Source organism: Micromonospora sp. WMMD1120 (assembly GCF_029626235.1).
Taxonomy (GTDB): Bacteria; Actinomycetota; Actinomycetes; order Mycobacteriales; family Micromonosporaceae; genus Micromonospora.
This window is the reverse complement of sequence record NZ_JARUBO010000005.1, coordinates 983,029-1,004,491: the sequence shown is the minus strand read 5'-3', so window position 1 is coordinate 1,004,491 and position 21,463 is coordinate 983,029. Positions and strand designations below refer to the sequence as shown.

Below are 21,463 nucleotides of genomic sequence, written 5' to 3'. Positions count from 1 at the left end.
CTCCGCGAAGGTCGCGGGTGCCGGCGGTGCCGACGCGCTAGGGTCTTTCCCGTGGCGGCGCGGAGATCCAGAATTCCAGCGACGAAGTATCCGGTCGAGCGGTTCACCCTCGACAACGGCCTGCGGGTGGTGCTGACCCCCGACCGCAGTGCCCCGGTCATCGGGGTGGCGGTGGTCTACGACGTCGGCATCCGTTCGGAGCCGGAGGGGCGCACCGGCTTCGCCCACCTCTTCGAGCACCTGATGTTCCAGGGCTCGGAGAACCTGGAGAAACTCGCCCACTTCCGGCACGTGCAGGGCGCCGGCGGCACCTTCAACGGCTCCACCCACCTGGACTACACCGACTACTTCGAGACGCTGCCGAGCAACGCGCTGGAGCGCGCGCTGTTCCTGGAGGCGGACCGGATGCGCGGCCCCCGGCTGACCGAGGAGAACCTGCGCAACCAGGTCGACGTGGTCAAGGAGGAGATCCGGGTCAACGTCCTGAACCGACCGTACGGCGGCTTTCCCTGGCTGACCCTGCCGCCGGTCATGTTCGACACCTTCCCGAACGCCCACGACGGCTACGGCTCCTTCGACGACCTGGAGTCGGCGACCGTCGCCGACGCCGCGGACTTCTTCCGCCGCTACTACGCCAGCGGCAACGCCGTGCTGGCCGTCAGCGGCGACATCGACGTGGCCGAGGCGACCGAGCTGATCAGCCGTCACTTCGGGGACGTGCCGGCCCGGCCGGCGCCGCAACGGCCCGACTTCACCGAGCCCGACCTGAGCGCCGAGCGGCGCACCTCGTACACCGATGCCCTGGCGCCCCTGCCGGCGGTGGCCGGCGCCTGGCGCGTGCCCGACCCGGTCACCGACTTCGCCGCCTACCTGCCGTACGTGGTGTTGGCCGAGGTGCTCACCGACGGCGACGCGTCGCGGCTCGTCGAACGCCTGGTGCAGCGCGACCGGACGGTGACCAGCCTGGGCGGATACCTCGGGTTCATGGGCGACCCGTTCGACGTCCGGGACCCGACGGCACTGCTGTTGCAGGCCCACCTGCCACCCGGCGGCGACGTGGACAAGGTGCTGCGCACCATCGACGAGGAGGTGGACCGGCTGGCCACCGACGGGCTGACCGACGGCGAGCTGGCCCGCACCCAGGCCCGGATGGCCACGCACCTGCTGCGGGACACCGACGCGGTGCTCGGTCGTGCGCTGCGGATGGCGGTGCTGGAGCAGCAGCGGGGCGAGCCGGGCCTGCTCAACGACCTGCCCCGGTTGGTCGGTGAGGTCACCGAGGAGCAGGTCCGGGCCGCCGCGGCCACAGTTCGCCCGGAGCGCCGGGCCGCGATCGAGGTCATCCCCGGAGGTGCCCGTTGAGCAGCACCACCACCGCCCCCGCCGGGCCGCGTACGCTGCCGCCGCTCGGTCCGACCCGCAAGCTCACGGTGCCCAAGCAGGCGGAGCGCACCCTGGCCAACGGTCTCACCGTGATCGCGGTACGCCGTCCCGCCGTGCCCCTGGTCGAGCTGCGGCTCTGGGTGCCGTTCGGCCGGGTGCACCTGGCCCGTGGCGCGATGCTCTCGCAGACCATGCTCTCCGGCACCGAGTCGATGACGAGTGTGCAGATCGCCGCCGAGTTGCAGAAGGTGGGCGGCGGGCTCTCCGCCGGCGTCGACCCGGACCGGCTGATGCTCTCCGGTGCCGGCCTGGTCACCGGCCTGGACCGGATGTTGGAGCTGCTGGCCGAGGTGCTGACCGGCGCCAGCTACCCCGGCGACGAGGTGGCGACCGAGCGCGACCGGCTGGTCGACCGGATCCAGGTGGCGCAGAGCCAACCCGCGCACCTGGCCCGGGAGGCGCTGCTCAAGCGCATCTACGGCCGGCACCCGTACGCGACGCAGACCCCGGAGCCCGGCCAGATCCGTGCCGTACGCCCGGCGGCGCTGCGTACCCTGCACGCGGAGCGGGTCCATCCGGCCGGTGCGCAGTTGGTGCTCGTCGGTGACGTGCAGCCGGAGCGGGCGCTGGACGCGGCCGAGCGGGCGCTCGGCGGCTGGTCCGGCGCCGGCCGGGTGGCGAAGCTGCCGGCGGCGCCGCCGCTGGAGCCGGGCCCGCTGCTGCTCGTCGACCGGCCGGGCTCGGTGCAGTCGTCGCTGCGGATCGCGTTGCCGGCGGTGTCCCGTACCGACCCGGACCACGCCCCGCTGCAACTGGCGAACCTCGTCTTCGGTGGCTACTTCTCCTCCCGGTGGGTGGAGAACATCCGCGAGGACAAGGGCTACACGTACGGCCCGCACTCGTCGATCGAGCACTCCGTCGCCGGCTCGGTGCTCGTCGCCTCCGCCGACGTGGCCACCGAGGTGACCGGTCCGGCGCTGCTGGAGACGACGTACGAGCTGGGCCGGTTGGCGTCGCTGCCGCCCAAGCCGGACGAGTTGGAACAGGCCCGCCAGTACGCGCTGGGCACTCTCCAGCTCGGCATGTCCACCCAGGCCGGCCTGGCGGCGTTGACCAGCGCGTACGCGGGGAACGGTCTGCGTCTGGACTTCCTCGCGGAGTACGCGGCGCGGTTGGCGAAGGCGAGCGTGGACGACGTGGCAGAGGTCGCGGCGCGTTATCTGGCGCCGGCGCGGGCCGCGATCGTGGTGCTCGGCGACGCGGAGCGGGTCACCCCTGGGTTGGCCGCGTTGACCCCGGTGCAGACCGAGCCGTTGGCGTGAGCGAGCGGAGCGTCGGCGTGAGTGGCGAGGTGGCGCCGCCGTTGGCGCGGTCCACGCTGGATCGGGCGGCGCACCGGCGGGGTGACCGGCAGTGGTTGACCGAGGCGTGGTTGCGGAGCCGGGTGCTGCTGCTGGACTCGACCGACCAGGGTCGGACGCTCGCCCGTACCGACGCGTCGCCGCCAACGCTGGTGCTGTTCGGGCCGGGTGACGTGCCCGCCGGGTCCGAGTCGACGGCGATCTTCCTCGGTGTGGAGCCGGACGGGGTGCCGGTCTTCGCCGTCGACGCGCCGCTGCCGACGGTGCCCGGGACCAGAGCGGTCAACCTGCGCGACGTGGGTCACCTCCTCGGTGACCGGGAGGCGGGCATCTTCACCACGGCGCTGGCGCTCGTCAACTGGCACAGCCGGCACGGCTACTCCACGAGCACCGGCGCGCCGACGACGATGGACGAGGCCGGCTGGTCCCGGGTGGACCGCAACGGGGAACGGATCTGGCCGCGCACCGACCCGGCGATGATCGTGTTGGTGCACGACGGCGTGGACGGCCCGGACGGGCGCTGTCTGCTCGGCAACAACGCCGGTTGGCCGGGCACCCCGGACGGTCGACGCTATTCCTGCCTGGCGGGCTACGTGGAGCCGGGCGAGTCGGCGGAGGCGGCCGTGCTGCGCGAGGTGCGCGAGGAGGTCGGCATCGCTGTCGAGCGCATCGGGTACGTGGGCAGCCAGTCCTGGCCGTTTCCCGGCTCGCTGATGTTGGGCTTCCTGGCCACCGCGGACCCGACCGATCCGGTACGGGTCGACCCGACCGAGATCGCGTACGCGCGATGGTTCTCCCGCCGGGACATCGGGGCGGCGCTGGCCGGGCGGACGGTGGACGTGGGGGACGGGGCCCGGCTGGTGCTGCCGCCTCCGTCGTCGATCGCGCTGTTCCTCATCCACCGCTGGCTGGACGGTTGGGTGGACCCCGGCCGGTGAGCACGGTCCCGACCCGTGGCCGCCGTTGCCGCGACGGTCACGGGCCGGGAACACGGGCCGTCGTGGTCGGCGGGTGCGGTGAACGCGGCGGGGGAGCCGGTCCGACCACGACGGACGTCCGGTGGGGTCAGGGGCCGGTGCGGCCCGGTCGGGGTCGGAGGGCGGGTCGGGGCTCGTTCAGCGGCAGAACCTTGACCCGCTGCTTGCCGGCGCGGACCGCGCCGACGGTGGACAGGGCCCGCGCGAGCAGCAGGGCCGCGTCCCGGTCCTCGGCGTGTACGGTCTGCCGCCTCGCCTCGGGCGTGGTCGTCTCGTCGCGAAGCCGGTGGCCGTCCGCCCAGGCGGCGGCGATGTCCCGGTCGGCGACGGCGCGGATGTCGGTGCGAACGATCAGGAACCGCATGTGGGTCTCCGGATGAACCGCGACGGATGAGCCAGTGTGGAACTTCCACGTACTCGTGGGCCATGTTACGCCCCGTGTTCGTCCCAGCAACTGAAACGCGCCTATTGGTTCCGATGCTCGTCCGATCGGCGGATGCCTGCTCAACGGGGTCGGCGCGCCGCCAACGCGACGGGGCCGCCGGCAGTACGCCGGCGGCCCCGTACCCGATCACGAATCAGCTCAGATCGAACTGGCCCTTCTTCGTGCCGGTGAGGAAGCCGAGCCATCCGGCGCGGTCGAACAGCAGCACGGGGCCGTTGCGGTCCTTGCTGTCGCGCAGGGCGACGGCGGACGGGCCGGTGCTGAGCGGAGCGACCTCGACGCAGTTGGAGGTCTGGCTACGGGTGCTGGTACGCCACGGGGCGTCCGCCAACGACTGGGCGGAGACGGACGGCGTGTTGCGGATGTCGTTCATGGTTCTGCTCCTGATGTGAAACCGATCCGATGGGACGAGTGGTGCCGCACGCCTCGACGGATGGTCCCCCGTGGATCACCGCTCCGTCAGTCGCCCCGAGTCCCGGCGGCGTTGGGTCGGCGCCGTTGCCGGCCCCAACGCCACAGTGGATGAAGGGCTCGCCTCGGTCAGCCGTCCCGTCGCCTCGATCAGCCAGGAGAGGGTGTCCGAGGCGTTTAGTGCCGCCGTGCATAGCCACTCGAACACCACTTTATACCGATTTAGGGTAATTGTGTCGGTCGACATGGCGTCGGTGAAGCCACCTTCGATGGCCAACGTCTCCGGATCGAGGGGATCGGCGAACCGATAGACGGAGAAGGCAGTCGGCGGAAGGTACCAATTTCCGACCTGAGTGTCCCGGAGCAACACGTGCAAGTTCACGTTGGGTAGCAGGGCCAGCTCACAGAGTTGCAGTAGTTGCTCGTGCAGCACCTCGGGCGGCCCGGCCCGACGGCCGAGGGCCGCCTCCTCCAACACGGCGGTGTACCGGGGCGCGAACGGCTCCCGGGTCAGCAGCGACTGGCGGGCCAGCCGCGCCTGCACCTCGGTCTCCGGCTCGTCGCCGGGCTCCGGCTCACCCGCGCCCTCGGCCACCTGTCGGGCGGAGACGATCCGCACCTGGGCGTACCCGGGTGTCTGCAACAGGCCCGGCACCAGCACCGGGTTGTACTCGCAGATCTCCGTGCAGCCCGCCTCAAGTTCGGCCCAGCTGCGTTGCTGCTGCGTCATGACCGGGAAGTTCTTCAACCAGCCGCGCATGTCGCCGGCCTCGTTGGTGATGCCGAGCAACTCCTCGTGCAGCGCCTGGTCGGCGCCGTACAGATCGAGCAGGACGGCGACGTCCTGCGGGTCCGGTCGGCTGCGGCCGTTCTCCAAACGCGACAGTTTGGAGGCGGACGCCCAACCGATACGCTCGATGACCTGGTCGCCGGTGAGGCCCGCGGCTTCCCGGAGGCGACGCAACTCGGTGCCCAACCGACGACGACGCATGATCGGGCTGGGTGCGGCAGGAGGCACGGTGTCCTCTTTCCCGTCGACCGCCGCAGACGCGACGGTAACTGTATGAAATTCGCCCCCCACGGTCAGTATGGACGGCGCGACCGGTGTCGGAGGTTCCGGCGGGGGCGTGTCTTGCGAAAATCGGACCACGGGAATGCCGGACGATGACGGACCCGCGGTCGCGCCCGTCGACCTTGCCCAGGGGGCAGGCCATCCCGCCGGAGGGACCCATGCGCACGATCCTGCGCCGACCCGACTTCCGCCTGCTCTTCGGCGGTCTGCTGGCCAGCATGACCGCCGAGTCGATCCTGCTGCTCGCGCTCGCCATCTGGGTCAAGGATCTGACCGGCTCGGATGGCCTGGCCGGTGCCACGATCTTCGCCGTCATCGCGCCGATGACGCTCGCGCCGCTGGTCGGCTGGTTCGTCGACAGGCATCCCCGCCGTCCGTTCTTCGTGGCCGCGAACGTGGTGACCGCCGCCCTGCTCGCCCCGCTGTTCGCCGTTCGCGACGCGGGCGACGTCTGGATCGTCTACCTGGTGGCCGCGCTGTACGGGCTCTCGTCGATCACGCTCGGCGCGGCGCTCAGCGGCCTCATCCGCGAGTTGGTGCCGATCGAGCTGCTGGCCGAGGCGAACGGCGTGTTGCAGACCGTACGCCAGGGAATCCGACTGGTCGGTCCGCTGGTCGGCGCGGCGCTCTACGCGGCGCTCGGCGGATGGGCGTTGGCCGGGATCGGCATGGTCGGATTTCTGACCGCGGCGGCGGTGGTGACCACGCTGCCCGCCGCCCGACCGGTGCCGTCGGCGGTCCGGCTGCGCTGGCCGGCCGAGCTGGGTGCGGGCCTGCGGCACCTGGCCGGCGAGCCGGCCCTGCGCCGGGCGCTGCTCGGGTACGGCCTCGGGTCCCTGGTGATGGGTTTCAGCGAATCGCTGATCTTCGCCTACGTCGACCGGGGCCTCAACCGGGACGCCGCCTTCGTCGGCGTGCTGGTCACCGTGCAGGGCGTGGGCGGACTGCTCGGCGGGATCTGCTCGGCGACGCTGGTCCGGCGCCTCGGCGAGCTGGGCACCCTCGCCGCCGGGGTCGCCTTCTTCTCCCCGGCCGCGCTCGCGCTCGCGTACCCCGATCTGCGTCTGGGGTTCGCGGCGGTGCTGTTGGCCGGCGTCTCGCTCCCGCTGACGACGGTGGGGCTGCACACGCTGATCCAGCGTCGGACCCCGCCCGCGCTGGTCGGCAGGGTCGCCGCGGCGACCCAGGCGGTGGTCAGCGGGCCGCAGGCGTTCTCCATCGGGGCGGGCGCCCTGCTGGTCGGGTTCCTGGACTACCGGATGCTGTTCGCGCTGGTCGGGGTGGCCACGCTGGTGGCCGGCGGCTACCTCTGGTGGGGGCGGCACCTCAGCGCGCCGGCCGGTCCGCGCGCGCCGACGGCACCGAACCGCCCGCCCGTGCCGGCGCCGCGGCGACCCGCCGAGGACGCCGACCGGCCGGCCCGGCCGACCCGCAACGACCGCCGCCACACCCACCGGAGCCAGAACCGACGAGCGGCCGCCCCGGATGGGGCGACCGCTCGTCGGGACTGAGCCGGGTCAGGCGCTGAGCGCCGCCAGGTGCTGCTTGACCTGGGTGATCGAGGGGTTCGTCAGGGCGCTGCCGTCCGTGAAGCGCAGCGTCGGCACCGTCTGGTTACCGCCGTTGACGCTCATCACGAACTCCGCGGCCTCCGGGTCCTGCTCGATGTCGACCACCTCGTACCCGATGCCCTCCCGGTCGAGCTGCGACTTGAGCCGGTGGCAGTAGCCGCACCAGGGGGTGGAATACATCGTCAGCATCAGCGGATCCTCCAACTCCTCCGGCCGCGACTTGCCGATCAAGCCGAGCCTGTTCGCTGCAACGCCGGGGGGAGCTGAGATGATTCCTGGTTGTGGTGGTTCACTCAGCGTCGGAACAGGTGCTCGCCGGGCTGGACCCGGAGCAGCGCGCCGCGGTGACCGCACCCGCCGGCCCAGTCTGCATCCTGGCCGGCGCCGGCACCGGCAAGACCCGGGCGGTCACCTCCCGAATCGCCCACCGGGCGCTCTCCGGCGAGATCTCCCCGCGGCACGTGCTCGCCGTCACCTTCACCGCCCGCGCCGCCGCCGAGATGCGACACCGTCTCGCCCTGCTCGGGGCGCAGGGTGTCCAGGCGCGGACCTTCCACGCCGCCGCGCTGCGCCAGGTGCGGTACTTCGCGCCCCGGTTGCTGGCCGGTCGCGCCATGCCCGAGCTGCTGGACAGCAAGGTGCGACTGGTCACCCTCGCCGCCGCCCGGGTCGGCCTGCGCGCCGACCGTGCCGTCGCGCGGGACCTGGCCGGCGAGATCGAGTGGGCGAAGTCCTCGCTCGTCGAGCCGGCCGACTACGTGGTGGCGGCGGCGCGGGCGCTGCGCGACACACCGCAGGACCCGGCAAAGGTCGCCGAGGTGTTCACCGCGTACGAGCAGCTCAAGCGCACCAACGGCGTGATCGACTTCGAGGACATGCTGCGGGCCGCGGTGTGGGGCATCGAGGAGCACCCGGATGTCGGCGAGCAGGTCCGGGGCCAGTACCGGCACTTCGTGGTCGACGAGTACCAGGACGTCAACCCGCTCCAGCAGCGGTTGCTGGACGCCTGGTTGGGCGGCCGCGACGACCTGACGGTGGTCGGAGACGCCAGCCAGACGATCTACTCGTTCACCGGGGCCACCTCCGCGTACCTGGTCGACTTCCCGCGCCGGCACCGCCGGGCCACAGTGGTCCGGCTGGTCCGCGACTACCGCTCCACCCCGCAGGTGGTCGGGCTGGCCAACGCGGTGATCTCGCAGGCGCGGGGCACCGAGGCGCGACTGCGGCTGGAGCTGAGCGGCCAGCGTCCGCCCGGCCCCGAGCCGGACCTGCGGATCTTCACCGACGAGCCGGCCGAGGCCAACGCGGTGGCCGCGCGCTGCCGGACGCTCATCGAGGCGGGCACCCCGGCCAAGGAGATCGCCGTCCTGTTCCGCGTCAACGCGCAGTCCGAGGCGTACGAGAAGGCGCTCACCGAGGCCGAGGTGCCGTACGTCGTGCAGGGCGCCGAGCGGTTCTTCGAACGGGCCGAGGTCCGCCAGGCGATGATCGCGCTGCGCGCCGCCACCCGGTCCATCGGCGGGGAGACACCGCTGCCGGCCGCCGTCGTCGAGGCGCTCGGCGCCGTCGGCTGGGCCCCGGACGCGCCCCCGGCCGGTGGGGCCGCGCGCGAGCGGTGGGAGGCACTCTCCGCGCTGGTCCAGCTCGCCGAGGAGTACGCGGCCACCCCCGAGGTGATGCCGATCGGCGAGGCGGCGGCGGTGGAACGTCCGGTCACCCTCTCCGACTTCACCGAGGAACTGGCCCGCCGGGCCGCCCAGCAGCACGTACCGACGGTGGACGGGGTGACGCTCGCCTCGCTGCACTCGGCCAAGGGGCTGGAGTGGGACGCCGTCTTCCTGGTCGGCCTCGCCGAGGGCACCCTGCCCACCAGCTACGCCAAGACCCCGGAGCAGATCGAGGAGGAGCGCCGGCTGCTCTACGTCGGGATCACCCGCGCCCGGGAGTGGCTCTGGCTGTCGTACGCCACGGCGCGCTCGCCGGGCGGACGGGCCCGGCGGCCGTCGCGGTTCCTGCCCCAGCTCGACCGCTCCGGCGGCACCGAACGGGCGGCCGGTGGCGCCGGCCCGAACCGCCGCCCGGAGCGGCGTCGCACCCAGATCGTCTCCTGCCGGATCTGCGGCGCGACCCTGCTCGCCGGGCCGGACCGCAAGCTCGGTCGCTGCCCCACGTGTCCGTCCGACATCGACGACGAGCTGCACGAACGGCTACGCGAGTGGCGGCAGCGGGTGGCCGGCGCGCAGAAGGTCCCGGCGTACGTGGTCTTCACCGACGCGACGCTCGTCGCGCTGGCGGAGCGGCGTCCGGGCCGGCCCGAGGAGCTGATCGCCATCGCCGGTATCGGGCCCCGCAAGGTGGGGCTCTACGGGGAGTCGGTGTTGGCGCTCGTGGCCGGTGCGGGGGTGGACGACGTCTGCCCGGAGAAAACTTTAGAAAACTCGTCGTAATTCGTTTGCCCTCGCCGGGGAGCGAGGAATAGCCTCAGGACACACCACGCGAGCGGCGCCATTCCGGCTGCTCACGGGGGTTGGTCCAGTCGGTTCGAGGAACGTGAGGGAGGTGGCACCCGTGAAGATCTTCACCTATGAGCGTCTGGCGGCGATGCCGTCTGTCCACGCTCCGCTGTCGGCTGTCCGGGTGGCCCTCACGGCTGCACGACCGTCGGTTCCGCAGGTGCACCAGGTTCAGGCCGAGCTGACCCTGGCCGTCGCGCCCACCGGAGTCGAGGGGACCAGTGGCTTCACGGGCAATGGCATCCAGCTCACCAAGAAGCGCATGGATGTCCGCGGCGTTCCACCTCGAGGTAGACCGGTCTGAATCTCAGACACCGGCTCACCTCGAGGCCGCGGAACCCGCTACCGGGATCCGCGGCCTCAGTTTTTTTGCCCCGCCGTCAGTACGTCGGAATGCGATCCATGAGATCGAAGTGAGAGAGAGGTGACCGGGAGATGAGTCTGGCGTTGGCCCCCCTCGACGTGAGCGTCGAGCTGGAGGCGAACCTGCCCTGCCGGAAGTTCGACCCCGACCTGTGGTTCTCCGACTCGCCCACCGAGCTCGAGCTGGCCAAGTCGCTCTGCGGGGACTGCCCGCTGCGCGTCGAGTGCCTGGCTGGTGCCGTTGAGCGAGCGGAGCCGTGGGGCGTGTGGGGCGGCGAGATCTTCGAGCGTGGCGCGGTCGTCCCGCGTAAGCGGCCCCGCGGCCGTCCGCGCAAGGAGGACGTCGCTCGTGACGCCGCGCTCCGCGTCGAGGCCGAGGCGCGCCTGGCAGCCACCGGGCTGTCCGGGGTGCGCGGCGCGGTCCGGCTGGCAGCCTGACATGTTCCCGACCCGTACCAACTACGCCGGTGGCACGCCGGCAGTGAGCGAGACGACGATGTTGAACGTTCCGAGTGGTGCCTTCGAGATGCAACTACTCCACGAAGCGTTGACCCGGGCTCGAATGCGCCGGCCTCAGGCCGGTCGTACCACCACGAGCACTGAGGCAACCCGATCCGCCCGTACCGTCGCCATGAACAGCCGCAGCCAGGCGGCCCGCGACCTGGGCGTTCTCTAGTAACACTCCACGCGGAGGGGCGGGTGCCGACCGGCACCCGCCCCTCGTGACGTTCTTCAGGCGATCGGCGCGAAGCCGGGCAGCCAGCGCTCCAGGATGCTGCGGTACGGGGCTCGGGCCTCCAACTGGCACAGCACCCCGATCGAACCGAGCGTCACCCGATGGATCAGCAGGTACGACGGGGGCAGGTTGAGCTGCCTGCTGAGCTGGTACGTGGGGGACCGGGGGCTGGCCAGCCGGGCTGCCTCGGCCCGCAGCCAGGCCCGGCTGAACCGGAAGCCGTCCGCCGCGATGGGCTCCAGCATCGGACGGAGAAAGTCGAGCACCCCCTCGGCGTCGATCTGCTCGGTCGCGCCGATGAACCCCTCCGACCGCAGCCCCGCCACCACCTCGTCGGCGTCGCCCCGCAGGGCGAGCGCCGCGATCCGACCGATCGGCTCCGGCGTGCCCTCCGGCATCCGGGCCACCGCGCCGAAGTCGATCACCCCGAGCCGACCGTCGGGCAGCAGCCGGAAGTTACCCGGGTGCGGGTCGGCGTGCAGCAGCCCGGCGCGCTGCGGTGCCGAGAGGTGCAGGATGGCCATCAACCGACCGGCCTCGTCGCGTTCCTCCTCGGAGCCGTCGCGGATGATGTCGGCCAGCGGGATGCCGGTCACCCACTCGGTGACCAGGACCCGGGGCGCCGCGTTGACCACCTGCGGGATGTAGATCTCCGGGTCGTCGGCGTACGCGGCCGCGAAGGCGCGCTGCGACTCCGCCTCCAACTCGTAGTCCAGCTCCTCGGTGATCCGCTCGCGCAGCTCGACCAGGAGCGGCTTGACGTCCAGACCGGGCTGGATGGCCCGGAACATCCCGCCCAGCCGGGAGAGCTGCTTGAGGTCGGCGAGCAGCGCGTCGCCCGCCCCCGGATACTGGATCTTGACAGCGACGTCCCGGCCGTTCGGGGTGCCCGACCCGTCGTACCCCGGCTCGCGCCACCGCGCCCGGTGCACCTGGCCGATGCTCGCGGCGGCGGCCGGGGTGTCGTCGAACTCGACGAACAGCTCCCGCCAGTCGGGACCGAGCTGCTCCGCCAGCACCTTGTGCACGCTCGCGGCGGGCAGCGGTGGCGCCGCCTCCTGGAGCTTCGTGAGCGCCTGCCGGTAGGGCGCGGCGACCTCCTCGGGCAACGCCGCCTCGAAGACCGACAGGGCCTGGCCGAACTTCATCGCCCCGCCCTTGAGCTGGCCCAGCACGCTGAACAGCTGCTCGGCGGTGCGCTGCTGGATCTCGGCGGAGATCACGTCGCTGGCGAGCCCGGTGACGCGCTTCCCCATCCCGAGCACGGTCCGGCCAGCGAAGCCGAGCGGCAGGGCGGCGAGCTTGGCGGTGCGGGACACGGCGCGGCGCGGGATGTCGGTCACCCGGTCATTGTTACCGACCGGAGGGCCTCGCTGCTGCTCTGCGGCCGGGCTGGTGCGGACACCCGGCCGGGCGAGCACCCACACGCCGGGTGCGGCGGCCATCCGCGCCGCCGGAAACGACCGGCCGCGGAGATCTCCATGGCGCCGCCCAGCGTCTCCGGCTGACCCCCGTCGAGCTGTGTCAGCGCCTCGGTCAGCGCGTAACCGGTGGCGGCGAGAAGCGTGCCGGTCGCACCGGCGGCCACCGGGTCGGCGGCGGCCAGCTGGGCGGCGAGCCGGGGCCAATCCGGGTCGCGGTCGGCCCGGTGCAACTCGACGCAGTGCAGGCAGGGGCCGGCGGGCGGGCGGACCAGCGGCCCGATGACCGGTACGCCCTCGCGCACCGTGACCAGCAGGTGCGGCTGGCGACGCTGGGCGAGACCGGCCGCGAGCAGCGCGGGCGGGCGGTCCGTGCCGAGCTGGATCACCAGGTCCACCCGGTTGCCCCGAGCCCGGTGGGTGCTGCTGCCGGGTGCGATGCGATCGACAGCGGCGCGTACCGCCGGTGCCAGCGGACGGCCCAGCTCGGTGGCGGGGATGCCCGTGCCGATCAGGTCGGCGGGGCGTACCGGGCCGCTGAGCTGCGGGATCACCTGTCCGACGCCGGACTGGGCGAGCGCCACCGTCAGCGGTCCGCCGAGCGCGCCGGCGCCGGTGAGCAGGACCCGGGCGGCCCGTCGTCGGCGCAGGACCTGTGCGGGGGTGCCGGGCAGTCGGGCGGCGCCCAGGGCCAGGGCGCCGGCCTCCGCCGCGAGCCGGGCCCGGACCGGACCGGTCAGGTCGCGGGGGAGCAGGCTGTGCGCGGGCAGCAACAGGTGGGCCGCCCGCAGGGTGTCGAGCAGGGTGCGCGCGTCGTCGGGCCCGACCCGGATGGTCACCGCCTCGGTCAGGACGGCGCGCTCGCTGCGGGTGCCGTCGAGCAGGTCGAGGAGTCGGGCGGCGCGGGGGTTGGCCAGCTCCAGCAGGACGGCCGGCCCCGGACCGACGCCGAGCTGGAGGGTGTGCCGGTCGCGCCAGAGTCGGCTGAGGCCGGGCAGCAGCGTCGGGCGGGGCAGTGCGGTACGGCTCATGGTCACGAATGGTGACCACATCTTCGCGTTCGGTCGATCGTTGTCCACAGGTCCGCCAGGCCGCTATCCAGCGTTATCCACAGGATTTCAGCGGTTATCCACAGCCCCAGGACGTGGGTGTCAGCCAGCCGACAGATCGCTGACGGCAGCGGGGCGGGGTGGCCGACCGGCCACCCCGCCCCCGCTACCCGGATGGGTCAGACCTTGGCCTTGCCCAGAATGCGGTTCACTGTTGTGCCGCATACCGGGCACTTGCCCTTGGCCATGTTCATACCGGTCTTCGAGACCTCGACGTGCCCCTCGAAGTCCCGCTTCTCCTTGCACTTCACGCAGTAACCGTTGTAGGTCGTCTGGGCCTGGTCGGCCACGGTGCCCTCCTCGTCTCGTCCGCCGGTCGATGCCGTTCCGGCGGGTTGCCCGGCGGCGGGCCACGCGGGGCGCCGGCGCTGGGTCTCACTCCGCGGCCACCTTCGTGACCGCTGGTCCGCGGACCCTACCCAGGTCTGGGCGGTTCCATGTCAGCTGTGCATCGACACTGTGAGCAAGTCGACGTCGAGAGTGTGCATGGCGAAATAGGTCGGATAAGTCAGTTTGGCGGGGACACGCCGACCAAACCTGCACAGCCACCCGTGCGGGTGGCCCCTGCGGGAGCATTCGGAGCGTGATCACCTACGGTGGGGAGGTGGCACGGGCCGCAGCCGTCGGTGTTCACCAAGGGTGACGAGACGGCGCGGCGGCGTCGCGGTCAAGAAATTTTCCGGACGCCGGGCGACCAATCACCATTTTCTGGGCGCGTGTCGTGCGGTTGACTCTTGCGGACCCCTGGTCAGTACGCATTAGCTTTCCTTCGTGACACGTAGCCGAGGCTGCGCGGGCCAGTGATGGCAGGGGCGCGTAAGCCGGTCGTCGAGGTGCGGCGCAGTCAGCGCCGGCGACGTACGGTGTCCGCGTACCGTGACGGTGAGCGAGTCGTCGTCCTCATCCCCGACCAGTTCTCCCGCGACGAGGAGAGCGAGTGGGTTGACCGGATGCTCGCCCGGCTCGCCGCCCGCGAGGGGCGCCTCGCCCGCTCCGACGCCGAACTGCTGGCCCGCGCCAACCGGCTGATCGACCTCTACCTCACCGGGTACGCCACGAAGGCGGTGCCGGCCAGCGTGCGCTGGGTCACCAACCAGAACGGCAGGTGGGGGTCCTGCACACCGGCCGACCGCAGCATCCGCATCTCCCACCGGGTCCAGGAGATGCCGGAGTGGGTGATCGACTACGTGTTGCTGCACGAGCTGGCGCACCTCATCGTGCCCAGCCACAACGCCCGGTTCTGGGCGTTGGTCGGTCGCTACCCCAAGGCGGAACGCGCCCGCGGCTACCTAGAAGGAGTAGCCGCCGCCTCCTGCACCCCCCTCCCCACCTAAAACCCCCACCCCGTGCCCGCCCCCGCCCCGTGCCCACCCCGTGCCCACCCCGTTGATCATGAAGTTATGACCAGGACACGCCGTCAACAGTGGCGATAACTTCATGATCAACTAGTGGGACCGGTTCCGTCGGCGGGGCGTTAGGGTCGGGGGATGGTGCGACGGGTGGTGGTGGCGTTGCTCGGGCCGGTGCACTGGTCGCCGCCCGGGGTGGAGTTGGCCGAGTGGCGCGCGGCACTCGCTGAGGACGTCATCGACCTGCTCGCCACGCTCAACGAGGTGGAGGTAGCGGTCGCGGTGGCACCGGCCGACCGTGCTCTGGCCGACGCCTTGGTGTGGCCCGGCACCGCCGTGCACGAGGTGGACGAGCCCAAACCGAACGCGGTGTTCGCCCTGCTCGAAGGGTACGACGAGGCGGCGGTGCTGGTCGCTGACGTGCCCAATCTGCCCGCGTTGACGGTCGGCAAGCTGCTCCGCCCGCTCACCACCCGTCCGGTCGCGGTGGCGCCGGTCGAGGGTGGCGGTGCGGGCCTGCTCGGGGTGGCGGTGCGACTGCCCGTGCCGGCGTGGCTACCCGTGCTGGACCTGGACACGGCAACCCCGGCTCAGGCGCGATCCGGCGCGCCCCGACCGGGGGATGTGGCGGTTACCGCAGGCTGGCGACGCCAGCGCGGGCCGGCCGACCTGGCCACGCTGGACCCGGCCTTCGAGGGCTGGGAAGCGACCCGCGCGCTCCTGAACAGCGCGGGCCGGGCCTGACCGGCGGAGGCCGGGCCTGATCGGCGTGGACCGGGCCTGACCGGCGTGGACCGGGCCTGACCGGCGGAGGCCGGGCCTGACCGGCGGAGGCCGGGCCTGACCGGCGGAGGCCGGGCCAGCCGGTCGGAGCGCGACGGACCGCCGGCCGGCGCGTACGGCGGCCGAGCGCGGCACCGACTGCCGGACCGGACGGAATGTCGCCACAGGTCAGTCGGTGTGTCCGGACGCCCGCCAGCGGTCCCGCGGGCGCCCGGCCTTGAGCGTCAGGACGACGTCAGGACTTGGTGTCGCCGTCGTCGTCGGTCTCGTCGGGCTGGCCGGGGGCCTTCTCCTGCACCCCGCCGGGGGCGCTGAAGTCGAAGCTGTCCAGCTCGCTGAGGTCCATGTCGTTCATCGCGAAGGCGACCGGGTCGGCGAAGTCGTCGTCGGACGGCAGCAGGTCCGGGTGCCCCCAGACGGCGTCCCGGCCCTCGATGCCGCGGTGCTGGGTGAGCGCGGCCCAGAGCGCCGCGGCCTCCCGCAGTCGACGCGGTCGCAGCTCCAGGCCGACGAGCGCGGCGAAGGTCTGCTCGGCGGGACCTCCGGCGGCGCGACGACGGCGGAACGCCTCGCCCAACCGGACGACGTTGGGCAGCCGGTCGCTGGCGGCGCTGTCCACGACGTGGCACACCCAGCCCTCGACCAGGGCGAGCGCGGTCTCCAGCCGGGCCAGCGAGGCCTTCTGCGCCGGGGTGTCCTCCGGGGTGAAGATGCCCTCCAGGGCGATCGCCTGCATCGACTCCGGGTCGGTGGGGTCGACCCGACCCATCGCCTCCTCGATCGCCTCCCGGTTGACCCGGATGCCGGAGGCGTACGTCTCCACGGCGGTGAGCACGTGCCCACGCAGCCACGGGACGTGCTGGAACAGCCGCTGGTGAGCGGCCTCGCGCAACGCCACGTAGAGGCGGACCTCGTCCTCGGGCAGTTCGAGGCCCTCGCCGTACGCCCGGATGTTGGCCGGGATCAGCGCGGCCGTGCCGGCCGGGCCCAGCGGCAGGCCGATGTCACCGGCGGAGAGCACCTCCGCGGCGAGCGAACCGAGGGCCTGACCCAGTTGGCCGCCGAAGAGCGCGCCACCGAGAGTGGCCACCATCGACTGCATCGGGCCGAGCTGGGCGCGCGCCTCCGGTGGCACCAGGTCGCCCATCGCGCCGACCATGCGGCTGGCCACCGGGTCGCAGAGCTTGCGCCACACGTCCAGCGTCTTGAAGATCCACTCGTTGCGGTTCCAGGCGAGGGAGGACTGGATGCCCGTCGGCCACGCCGTGGCCGGCTCCAACCACAGGTCGGCGAGGCGCAGCGCCTCCTCGACCGCGTGGCGCTCGTACATCGACACCGCCGGGTCGCCGGCGGCCGCGAGCTGGCTGGCGGCTACCTGCCGGGCCAGGTCCCAGTTGACCGGCCCGCTGCCCGGCGCGGAGAGCAGGTGCTGCAACTGCGACATGAACTGCTGCATCTGCGCGGGATCATTGGGGTCTGGTGGTTGCCCACCCGGGAGCGCGAAACCGAACGGAATATCAGGCACGACCTCTACGGTACGCGCGCCGCGCCCCAGCCAGCCGCCGCTGGCGTTGCGCTGAGGGCGAAGTCGCGGACCGTGTCCGCCGGAGGCGTCGCGGACCGGCCCGCCGGAACTCGCGGAGCGCGTCCGACGGGCGGCCCACCCCCGGTCGGTACGCTCTGCGGCATGAGACGTCGTGGCCTGACGGTCCTGCTCGGTGCCCTGTTCACCGCTCTGCTGAGCATCGGGGTGCTCCGGGTGCCGATTCCGTACGTGGTGCTGGGGCCGGGCCCGACGGTCAACACGCTCGGCACCAACGACGGCAAGGAGGTCATCCAGGTCTCCGGTCGGGAAACCTCGACGTCCGCCGGGCAGTTGCGGCTGACCACGGTGGGGGTGCAGCCCACCGTACGGTTGCGCGGGGCGATCGCTGGCTGGTTCTCCGACGACGAGGCGGTGGTGCCGCGTGAGCTGGTCTACCCGCCGGGGGAGTCGACCGAGCAGGTCGAGCAGCGCAACGCCGATGACTTCAAGGCGTCGCAGACCAGCGCGGAGACCGCCGCGCTGCGGAAGCTGGGCTTCCCGGTGCAGGTGGTGGTCAAGACGGTGGCCGGGGACGGGCCGGCCGCCGGGACGCTGAAGGCGGGCGACCTGATCACCTCGGTCGACGGCAAGCCGGTGCCGGTGGCCGCGAAGGTCACCGAGCTGGTCCGGGCGAAGCCGGCCGGTACGCCGTTGACCATCGGCTACACCCGCGACGGTGTGCCGGCCACCGCGACGGTGACCAGTCAGGAGCGGGACGGCCGACCGCGGATCGGCGTCGAGATCGATCAGCAGCAGCCGCACCCGTTCACGCTCGACATCGACCTGGAGGACATCGGCGGGCCGAGCGCGGGCCTGATGTTCGCGCTGGGGATCGTGGACAAGCTGACCCCGGCGGATCTCACCGGCGGCCAGGTCATCGCCGGCACCGGCACCATCGACGACGAGGGCGCCGTCGGCCCGATCGGTGGCATCGCGCAGAAGCTGGTCGGCGCGAAGCGCGCCGGGGCCCGGGTCTTCCTGGTGCCGGCGGACAACTGCGCGGAGGCCGTCCGCAACCCGCAGCCCGATCTGCCACTGCTGCGGGTCGGCTCGTTGGACGAGGCGATGACCGCTCTGGACACGTTGCGCGCGGGCGGTCAGCCGACCCGTTGCTGAGCGGTGTGACCATGCCCCTACCCGCTCAGGAACACCCCGTACTCTGGGTGCCTGGTCGGAGCCGATCACATCGAGCGTGCGGAGCCAACAGTGGTAATGCGTAGCAGCAGCCCCCTACCGAGGATGAGCCGGCGCGGGCGCGTCACCATCGCCGTCCTGGTCGGGGTGTTCGTGCTTTTCACAGTGCTCGGGTGGGGTGTCCAGGCGTGGACCGACTGGCTCTGGTTCGACGAGGTCCGCTACACCGAGATCTTCACCGGCGTCCTGTTGACCCGGCTGCTGCTCTTCCTCGCCATCGGCCTCGGCATGGCGGTGATCGTCGGCGGCAACCTGTGGCTGGCCTACCGGCTGCGCCCCCGGCTGCGTCCGCACTCGGTGGAGCAGGCCACCCTGGAGCGCTACCGGATGGCGCTCACCCCCCGGCTCGGCATCTGGATCTCGCTGACCGCCGCGCTGGTCGGGCTCTTCGCCGGCCTCTCCGCGCAGAACCGGTGGGACCAGTGGCTGCTCTTCCGCAACGGCGGTGACTTCGGGGTCAAGGACCCGGAGTTCGGCGTGGACGTCGGCTTCTACGTCTTCCAGTTGCCGTTCTGGCGCTACCTGCTCGGGGTCGCCTTCACCGCCGTGGTGCTGGCCGTGATCGGCGCGCTGGCGGTGCACTACCTCTTCGGCGGGGTCCGGCTCCAGGGGGTCGGGGACCGGATGAGCAACGCGGCCCGCGCGCACCTGAGCAGCCTGGTGGCCGTCTTCGTGCTGTTGAAGGCCGTCGCGTACGTGCTGGACCGGCGGGCGCTGCTGCTGGAGTACAACGAGGGCGTCAAGCTGTACGGCGCCGGTTACGCCGACGTCAACGCGCTGCTGACCGCGAAGGAGATCCTGGCGTACATCTCGATCGTGGTGGCGATCGCGATCATCGTGTTCTCCAACGCCTGGATGCGGAACCTGGTCTGGCCCGGCATCTCGCTGGCCCTGCTCGGCGTGTCAGCGGTGGCCATCGGCGGCATCTACCCCTGGGCGGTGCAGACCTTCGAGGTCAAGCCGAGCGCCAAGGACAAGGAGGCGCCGTACATCCAGCGCAGCATCGACGCGACCCGGGCGGCGTTCGGGTTGGGGGCGACCGAGACGACCCCGTACGCGGCGAACAACCTCACCCCACCGGCGAGCCTGGCCACCGACACCTCGGTCGTGCCGAACGTACGGTTGCTCGACCCGCAGCTGGTCAGCGAGACGTACACCCAGCTCCAGCAGGTGCGTGGCTTCTACGACTTCGGCCCCAAGCTGGACATCGACAGGTACGGGGTGAACGGCAAGGTCTCCGACTACGTGGTCGGCGTCCGGGAGATCAACTACGGCGAGCTGACCGACCAGCAGAACACCTGGATCAACAGGCACACCGTCTACACCCACGGGTACGGGCTGGTGGCCGCCCCGGCCAACCAGGTGGTCTGCGGCGGGCAGCCGTTCTTCGTCTCCGGCTTCCTGGGGGAGAAGACCCAGGAGGCGTGCTCCTCGCAGACCGAGCAGATCCCGGCCAAGCAGCCGCGCATCTACTACGGCGAGCGGATGGCGGCCGACGACTACGCGATCGTCGGGCAGTCCGACCCGGACAAGAAGGCCGAGTTCGACAGGCCGGTCGGTGAGGGTGGTGGCGAGTCCTACACCTACACCGGCGAGGGTGGCGTGGAGATCGGCTCGTTCGCCCGCCGGCTGCTCTACGCCATCAAGGAGCAGGAGTCGAACTTCCTGCTCTCGGAGGCGGTGAACGAGAACTCGAGGCTGCTCTACGTGCGTAACCCGCGGGACCGGGTGGAGAAGGTCGCGCCGTTCCTCACCCTGGACGGCGACCCGTACCCGGCGGTGGTCGACGGTCGGGTGCAGTGGATCGTCGACGGCTACACCACCGCGGCCACCTACCCGTACGCCGAGCGGGTCAACCTGCAGACCGAGACCACCGACGAGTTGACCAACCGGGGCACCTTCCAGCTCGCCCGGGAGAACGTCAACTACATGCGCAACTCGGTGAAGGCCACCGTCGACGCGTACGACGGCACGGTGACGCTCTACGAGTACGACGACACCGACCCGGTGCTCAAGGCCTGGAACAAGGCGTTCGGCGGTGACCTGATCAAGCCGAAGGCGGACATCCCGGTCGAGTTGAACGAGCACTTCCGCTACCCGGCGGACATGTTCAAGGTGCAGCGCAACCTGCTGACCAAGTTCCACGTCACGAACCCGGGCGACTTCTACTCGGCCCAGGACTTCTGGCAGGTGCCGAACGTGCCGGACGCGCCGGACAGCGGCCAGAAGCAGCCCCCGTACTACCTGTTCACCCAGTTCCCGGGGCAGGACAGCCCCCGGTTCCAGCTCACCTCGGCGGTCACCCCGAACGGCCGGCAGAACCTCGCCGCGCTGATCTCCGGGTCGTACGTCGACGGCAAGCCCCGGCTGGAGGTGCTGGAGCTGCCGGACCAGACCCGGATCTCCGGCCCGGTGCAGGTGCACCAGCAGATGACCAACAACGCCAACATCCGTCAGCAGCTCAACCTGCTCTCCAGCAACCAGGCGCAGGTGCAGTACGGCAACCTGCTCTCGTTGCCCTTCGCCGACGGGATGCTCTACGTCGAGCCGGTCTACGTGAAGAGCAACCAGCAGGACGCGTATCCGCTGTTGCAGAAGGTGCTGCTCTCCTACGGTGACGGTGGCTCGTTCGTCGCGCTCGCCGACAACATCAACGACGGCATCAAGCAGCTCGTCGAGCAGGGTAAGAAGGCCGGGCAGGGCGCCCCGCCACCGCCGCCGCCCACCGGGGGCAACCCGACGTCGCCGACGCCGACCCCCACGCCGGAGACGCCGACGCCGACCCCGAGCGCCGGCACCCCGCCGCCGACCGGTGATCTGGCCGCCGCCGCGGACCGGGTGCGGAACGCGATCACCGAGGTCCGTACCGCGCAGGCGTCCGGCGACTTCGAGCGGTACGGTCGGGCCCTCAAGGCGCTGGACGAGGCGCTCACCGCGTTCCAGCAGGCACAGCAGGCCAGCACCTCCGGGGGCGCGCCCAGTGGTGGGCCGTCGCCGACGCCGAGCGCCGGCGGCTGACCGCACAGTTCCATCCGGAGCCCCCGTCGTCGGACCTCGACAGGTCCGATCGGCGGGGGCTCCGCTGTGTCCTGATCTGTGCGCCTCTGTCGTCTCGGCGACACGCCTGACCAGCCCCGCAACCTGCGACGCCGGCCCGCCGTCTTCCTTGCGACGGGGTGGGAACGAGGGG

The 21,463-nt window shown here is 71.8% G+C and carries 19 protein-coding genes; 11 read left to right on the top strand and 8 right to left on the bottom strand.

Annotated elements, in window-relative coordinates:
• Positions 1–51 precede the first annotated feature (51 nt).
• The 3 genes from O7634_RS04795 to nudC are packed head-to-tail and all read left to right on the top strand — an operon-like array spanning position 52 to position 3,682.
• Positions 52–1,362: a pitrilysin family protein gene (locus O7634_RS04795; protein WP_278148951.1), complete on the top strand. Its 1,311-nt coding sequence runs from the start codon at positions 52–54 to the stop codon at positions 1,360–1,362.
• The gene (locus tag O7634_RS04790) at positions 1,359–2,705 is read left to right on the top strand and encodes a pitrilysin family protein (protein ID WP_278148950.1); all 1,347 of its coding nucleotides are present in this window, start codon (positions 1,359–1,361) and stop codon (positions 2,703–2,705) included. Before O7634_RS04795 ends, O7634_RS04790 begins: the two co-directional genes overlap by 4 nt.
• A 17-nt stretch (positions 2,706–2,722) precedes the next feature.
• Positions 2,723–3,682, top strand: a complete 960-nt coding sequence (nudC, locus tag O7634_RS04785) for an NAD(+) diphosphatase (protein ID WP_278153874.1) — start codon at positions 2,723–2,725, stop codon at positions 3,680–3,682.
• Between the two features lie 127 nt (positions 3,683–3,809).
• On the opposite strand, the gene O7634_RS04780 is transcribed toward nudC, so the two are convergent.
• The 3 genes from O7634_RS04780 to O7634_RS04770 all read right to left on the bottom strand — a co-directional run bounded on the left by O7634_RS04780 (position 3,810) and on the right by O7634_RS04770 (position 5,595).
• The gene (locus O7634_RS04780; protein WP_278148949.1) at positions 3,810–4,085 is read right to left on the bottom strand and encodes a hypothetical protein; all 276 of its coding nucleotides are present in this window, start codon (positions 4,083–4,085) and stop codon (positions 3,810–3,812) included.
• A 214-nt stretch (positions 4,086–4,299) separates the two neighbouring features.
• Positions 4,300–4,539, bottom strand: a complete 240-nt coding sequence (locus O7634_RS04775; RefSeq protein WP_278148948.1) for a DUF397 domain-containing protein — start codon at positions 4,537–4,539, stop codon at positions 4,300–4,302.
• Between the two features lie 75 nt (positions 4,540–4,614).
• Positions 4,615–5,595: a helix-turn-helix transcriptional regulator gene (locus O7634_RS04770; RefSeq protein ID WP_278148947.1), complete on the bottom strand. Its 981-nt coding sequence runs from the start codon at positions 5,593–5,595 to the stop codon at positions 4,615–4,617.
• A gap of 212 nt (positions 5,596–5,807) precedes the next feature.
• Between O7634_RS04770 and O7634_RS04765 the strand changes: the two genes are divergently transcribed.
• Positions 5,808–7,160, top strand: coding sequence for an MFS transporter (locus O7634_RS04765; protein WP_347404240.1), 1,353 nt, complete (start codon positions 5,808–5,810; stop codon positions 7,158–7,160).
• Positions 7,161–7,166: 6 nt separating this feature from the next.
• On the opposite strand, the gene O7634_RS04760 is transcribed toward O7634_RS04765, so the two are convergent.
• Positions 7,167–7,409, bottom strand: coding sequence for a mycoredoxin (locus O7634_RS04760; RefSeq protein WP_278148945.1), 243 nt, complete (start codon positions 7,407–7,409; stop codon positions 7,167–7,169).
• Positions 7,410–7,501: 92 nt separating this feature from the next.
• On the opposite strand from O7634_RS04760, the gene O7634_RS04755 reads away from it, so the two are divergent.
• The 3 genes from O7634_RS04755 to O7634_RS04745 all read left to right on the top strand — a co-directional run bounded on the left by O7634_RS04755 (position 7,502) and on the right by O7634_RS04745 (position 10,534).
• The gene (locus O7634_RS04755; RefSeq protein ID WP_278148944.1) at positions 7,502–9,667 is read left to right on the top strand and encodes an ATP-dependent DNA helicase UvrD2; all 2,166 of its coding nucleotides are present in this window, start codon (positions 7,502–7,504) and stop codon (positions 9,665–9,667) included.
• 121 nt (positions 9,668–9,788) lie between these two features.
• Positions 9,789–10,037, top strand: a complete 249-nt coding sequence (locus O7634_RS04750; protein ID WP_278148943.1) for a hypothetical protein — start codon at positions 9,789–9,791, stop codon at positions 10,035–10,037.
• A gap of 131 nt (positions 10,038–10,168) precedes the next feature.
• The gene (locus O7634_RS04745; RefSeq protein WP_278148942.1) at positions 10,169–10,534 is read left to right on the top strand and encodes a WhiB family transcriptional regulator; all 366 of its coding nucleotides are present in this window, start codon (positions 10,169–10,171) and stop codon (positions 10,532–10,534) included.
• Between the two features lie 294 nt (positions 10,535–10,828).
• On the opposite strand, the gene O7634_RS04740 is transcribed toward O7634_RS04745, so the two are convergent.
• From O7634_RS04740 to O7634_RS04730, 3 genes are all read right to left on the bottom strand, one after another.
• Entirely contained in the window at positions 10,829–12,175 is a 1,347-nt protein-coding gene (locus tag O7634_RS04740; RefSeq protein ID WP_278148941.1) for an AarF/ABC1/UbiB kinase family protein, read from the bottom strand.
• The gene (locus O7634_RS04735; RefSeq protein WP_278148940.1) at positions 12,172–13,284 is read right to left on the bottom strand and encodes a TOMM precursor leader peptide-binding protein; all 1,113 of its coding nucleotides are present in this window, start codon (positions 13,282–13,284) and stop codon (positions 12,172–12,174) included. The genes O7634_RS04740 and O7634_RS04735 overlap by 4 nt, the downstream gene beginning before the upstream one ends.
• A 197-nt stretch (positions 13,285–13,481) precedes the next feature.
• Positions 13,482–13,652, bottom strand: coding sequence for a DUF5679 domain-containing protein (locus tag O7634_RS04730; RefSeq protein ID WP_167457767.1), 171 nt, complete (start codon positions 13,650–13,652; stop codon positions 13,482–13,484).
• Between the two features lie 513 nt (positions 13,653–14,165).
• On the opposite strand from O7634_RS04730, the gene O7634_RS04725 reads away from it, so the two are divergent.
• The gene (locus tag O7634_RS04725; protein WP_278148939.1) at positions 14,166–14,696 is read left to right on the top strand and encodes a M48 family metallopeptidase; all 531 of its coding nucleotides are present in this window, start codon (positions 14,166–14,168) and stop codon (positions 14,694–14,696) included.
• Positions 14,697–14,849: 153 nt separating this feature from the next.
• On the top strand, positions 14,850–15,455 hold the full coding sequence (locus O7634_RS04720; protein ID WP_278148938.1) for a hypothetical protein: 606 nt from the start codon (positions 14,850–14,852) through the stop codon (positions 15,453–15,455).
• A gap of 274 nt (positions 15,456–15,729) precedes the next feature.
• Here the strand turns inward: O7634_RS04720 and O7634_RS04715 are convergent, their stop codons facing one another.
• On the bottom strand, positions 15,730–17,019 hold the full coding sequence (locus O7634_RS04715; RefSeq protein WP_278148937.1) for a zinc-dependent metalloprotease: 1,290 nt from the start codon (positions 17,017–17,019) through the stop codon (positions 15,730–15,732).
• 162 nt (positions 17,020–17,181) lie between these two features.
• On the opposite strand from O7634_RS04715, the gene O7634_RS04710 reads away from it, so the two are divergent.
• On the top strand, positions 17,182–18,195 hold the full coding sequence (locus O7634_RS04710) for a PDZ domain-containing protein (RefSeq protein ID WP_278148936.1): 1,014 nt from the start codon (positions 17,182–17,184) through the stop codon (positions 18,193–18,195).
• Between the two features lie 96 nt (positions 18,196–18,291).
• Positions 18,292–21,291: a UPF0182 family protein gene (locus O7634_RS04705; RefSeq protein WP_278148935.1), complete on the top strand. Its 3,000-nt coding sequence runs from the start codon at positions 18,292–18,294 to the stop codon at positions 21,289–21,291.
• Positions 21,292–21,463 lie beyond the last annotated feature (172 nt).

What these genes read in the sequence shown, in the direction of transcription:
- O7634_RS04780 (WP_278148949.1), bottom strand. Translation starts at nt 4,085, where the DNA reads ATGCGGTTCCTGATCGTTCGCACCGACATCCGCGCCGTCGCCGACCGG.
- O7634_RS04775 (WP_278148948.1), bottom strand. Translation starts at nt 4,539, where the DNA reads ATGAACGACATCCGCAACACGCCGTCCGTCTCCGCCCAGTCGTTGGCG.
- O7634_RS04765 (WP_347404240.1), top strand. Translation starts at nt 5,808, where the DNA reads ATGCGCACGATCCTGCGCCGACCCGACTTCCGCCTGCTCTTCGGCGGT.
- O7634_RS04760 (WP_278148945.1), bottom strand. Translation starts at nt 7,409, where the DNA reads ATGCTGACGATGTATTCCACCCCCTGGTGCGGCTACTGCCACCGGCTC.
- O7634_RS04745 (WP_278148942.1), top strand. Translation starts at nt 10,169, where the DNA reads ATGAGTCTGGCGTTGGCCCCCCTCGACGTGAGCGTCGAGCTGGAGGCG.
- O7634_RS04735 (WP_278148940.1), bottom strand. Translation starts at nt 13,284, where the DNA reads ATGAGCCGTACCGCACTGCCCCGCCCGACGCTGCTGCCCGGCCTCAGC.
- O7634_RS04725 (WP_278148939.1), top strand. Translation starts at nt 14,166, where the DNA reads ATGGCAGGGGCGCGTAAGCCGGTCGTCGAGGTGCGGCGCAGTCAGCGC.
- O7634_RS04720 (WP_278148938.1), top strand. Translation starts at nt 14,850, where the DNA reads ATGGTGCGACGGGTGGTGGTGGCGTTGCTCGGGCCGGTGCACTGGTCG.
- O7634_RS04710 (WP_278148936.1), top strand. Translation starts at nt 17,182, where the DNA reads ATGAGACGTCGTGGCCTGACGGTCCTGCTCGGTGCCCTGTTCACCGCT.
- O7634_RS04705 (WP_278148935.1), top strand. Translation starts at nt 18,292, where the DNA reads ATGCGTAGCAGCAGCCCCCTACCGAGGATGAGCCGGCGCGGGCGCGTC.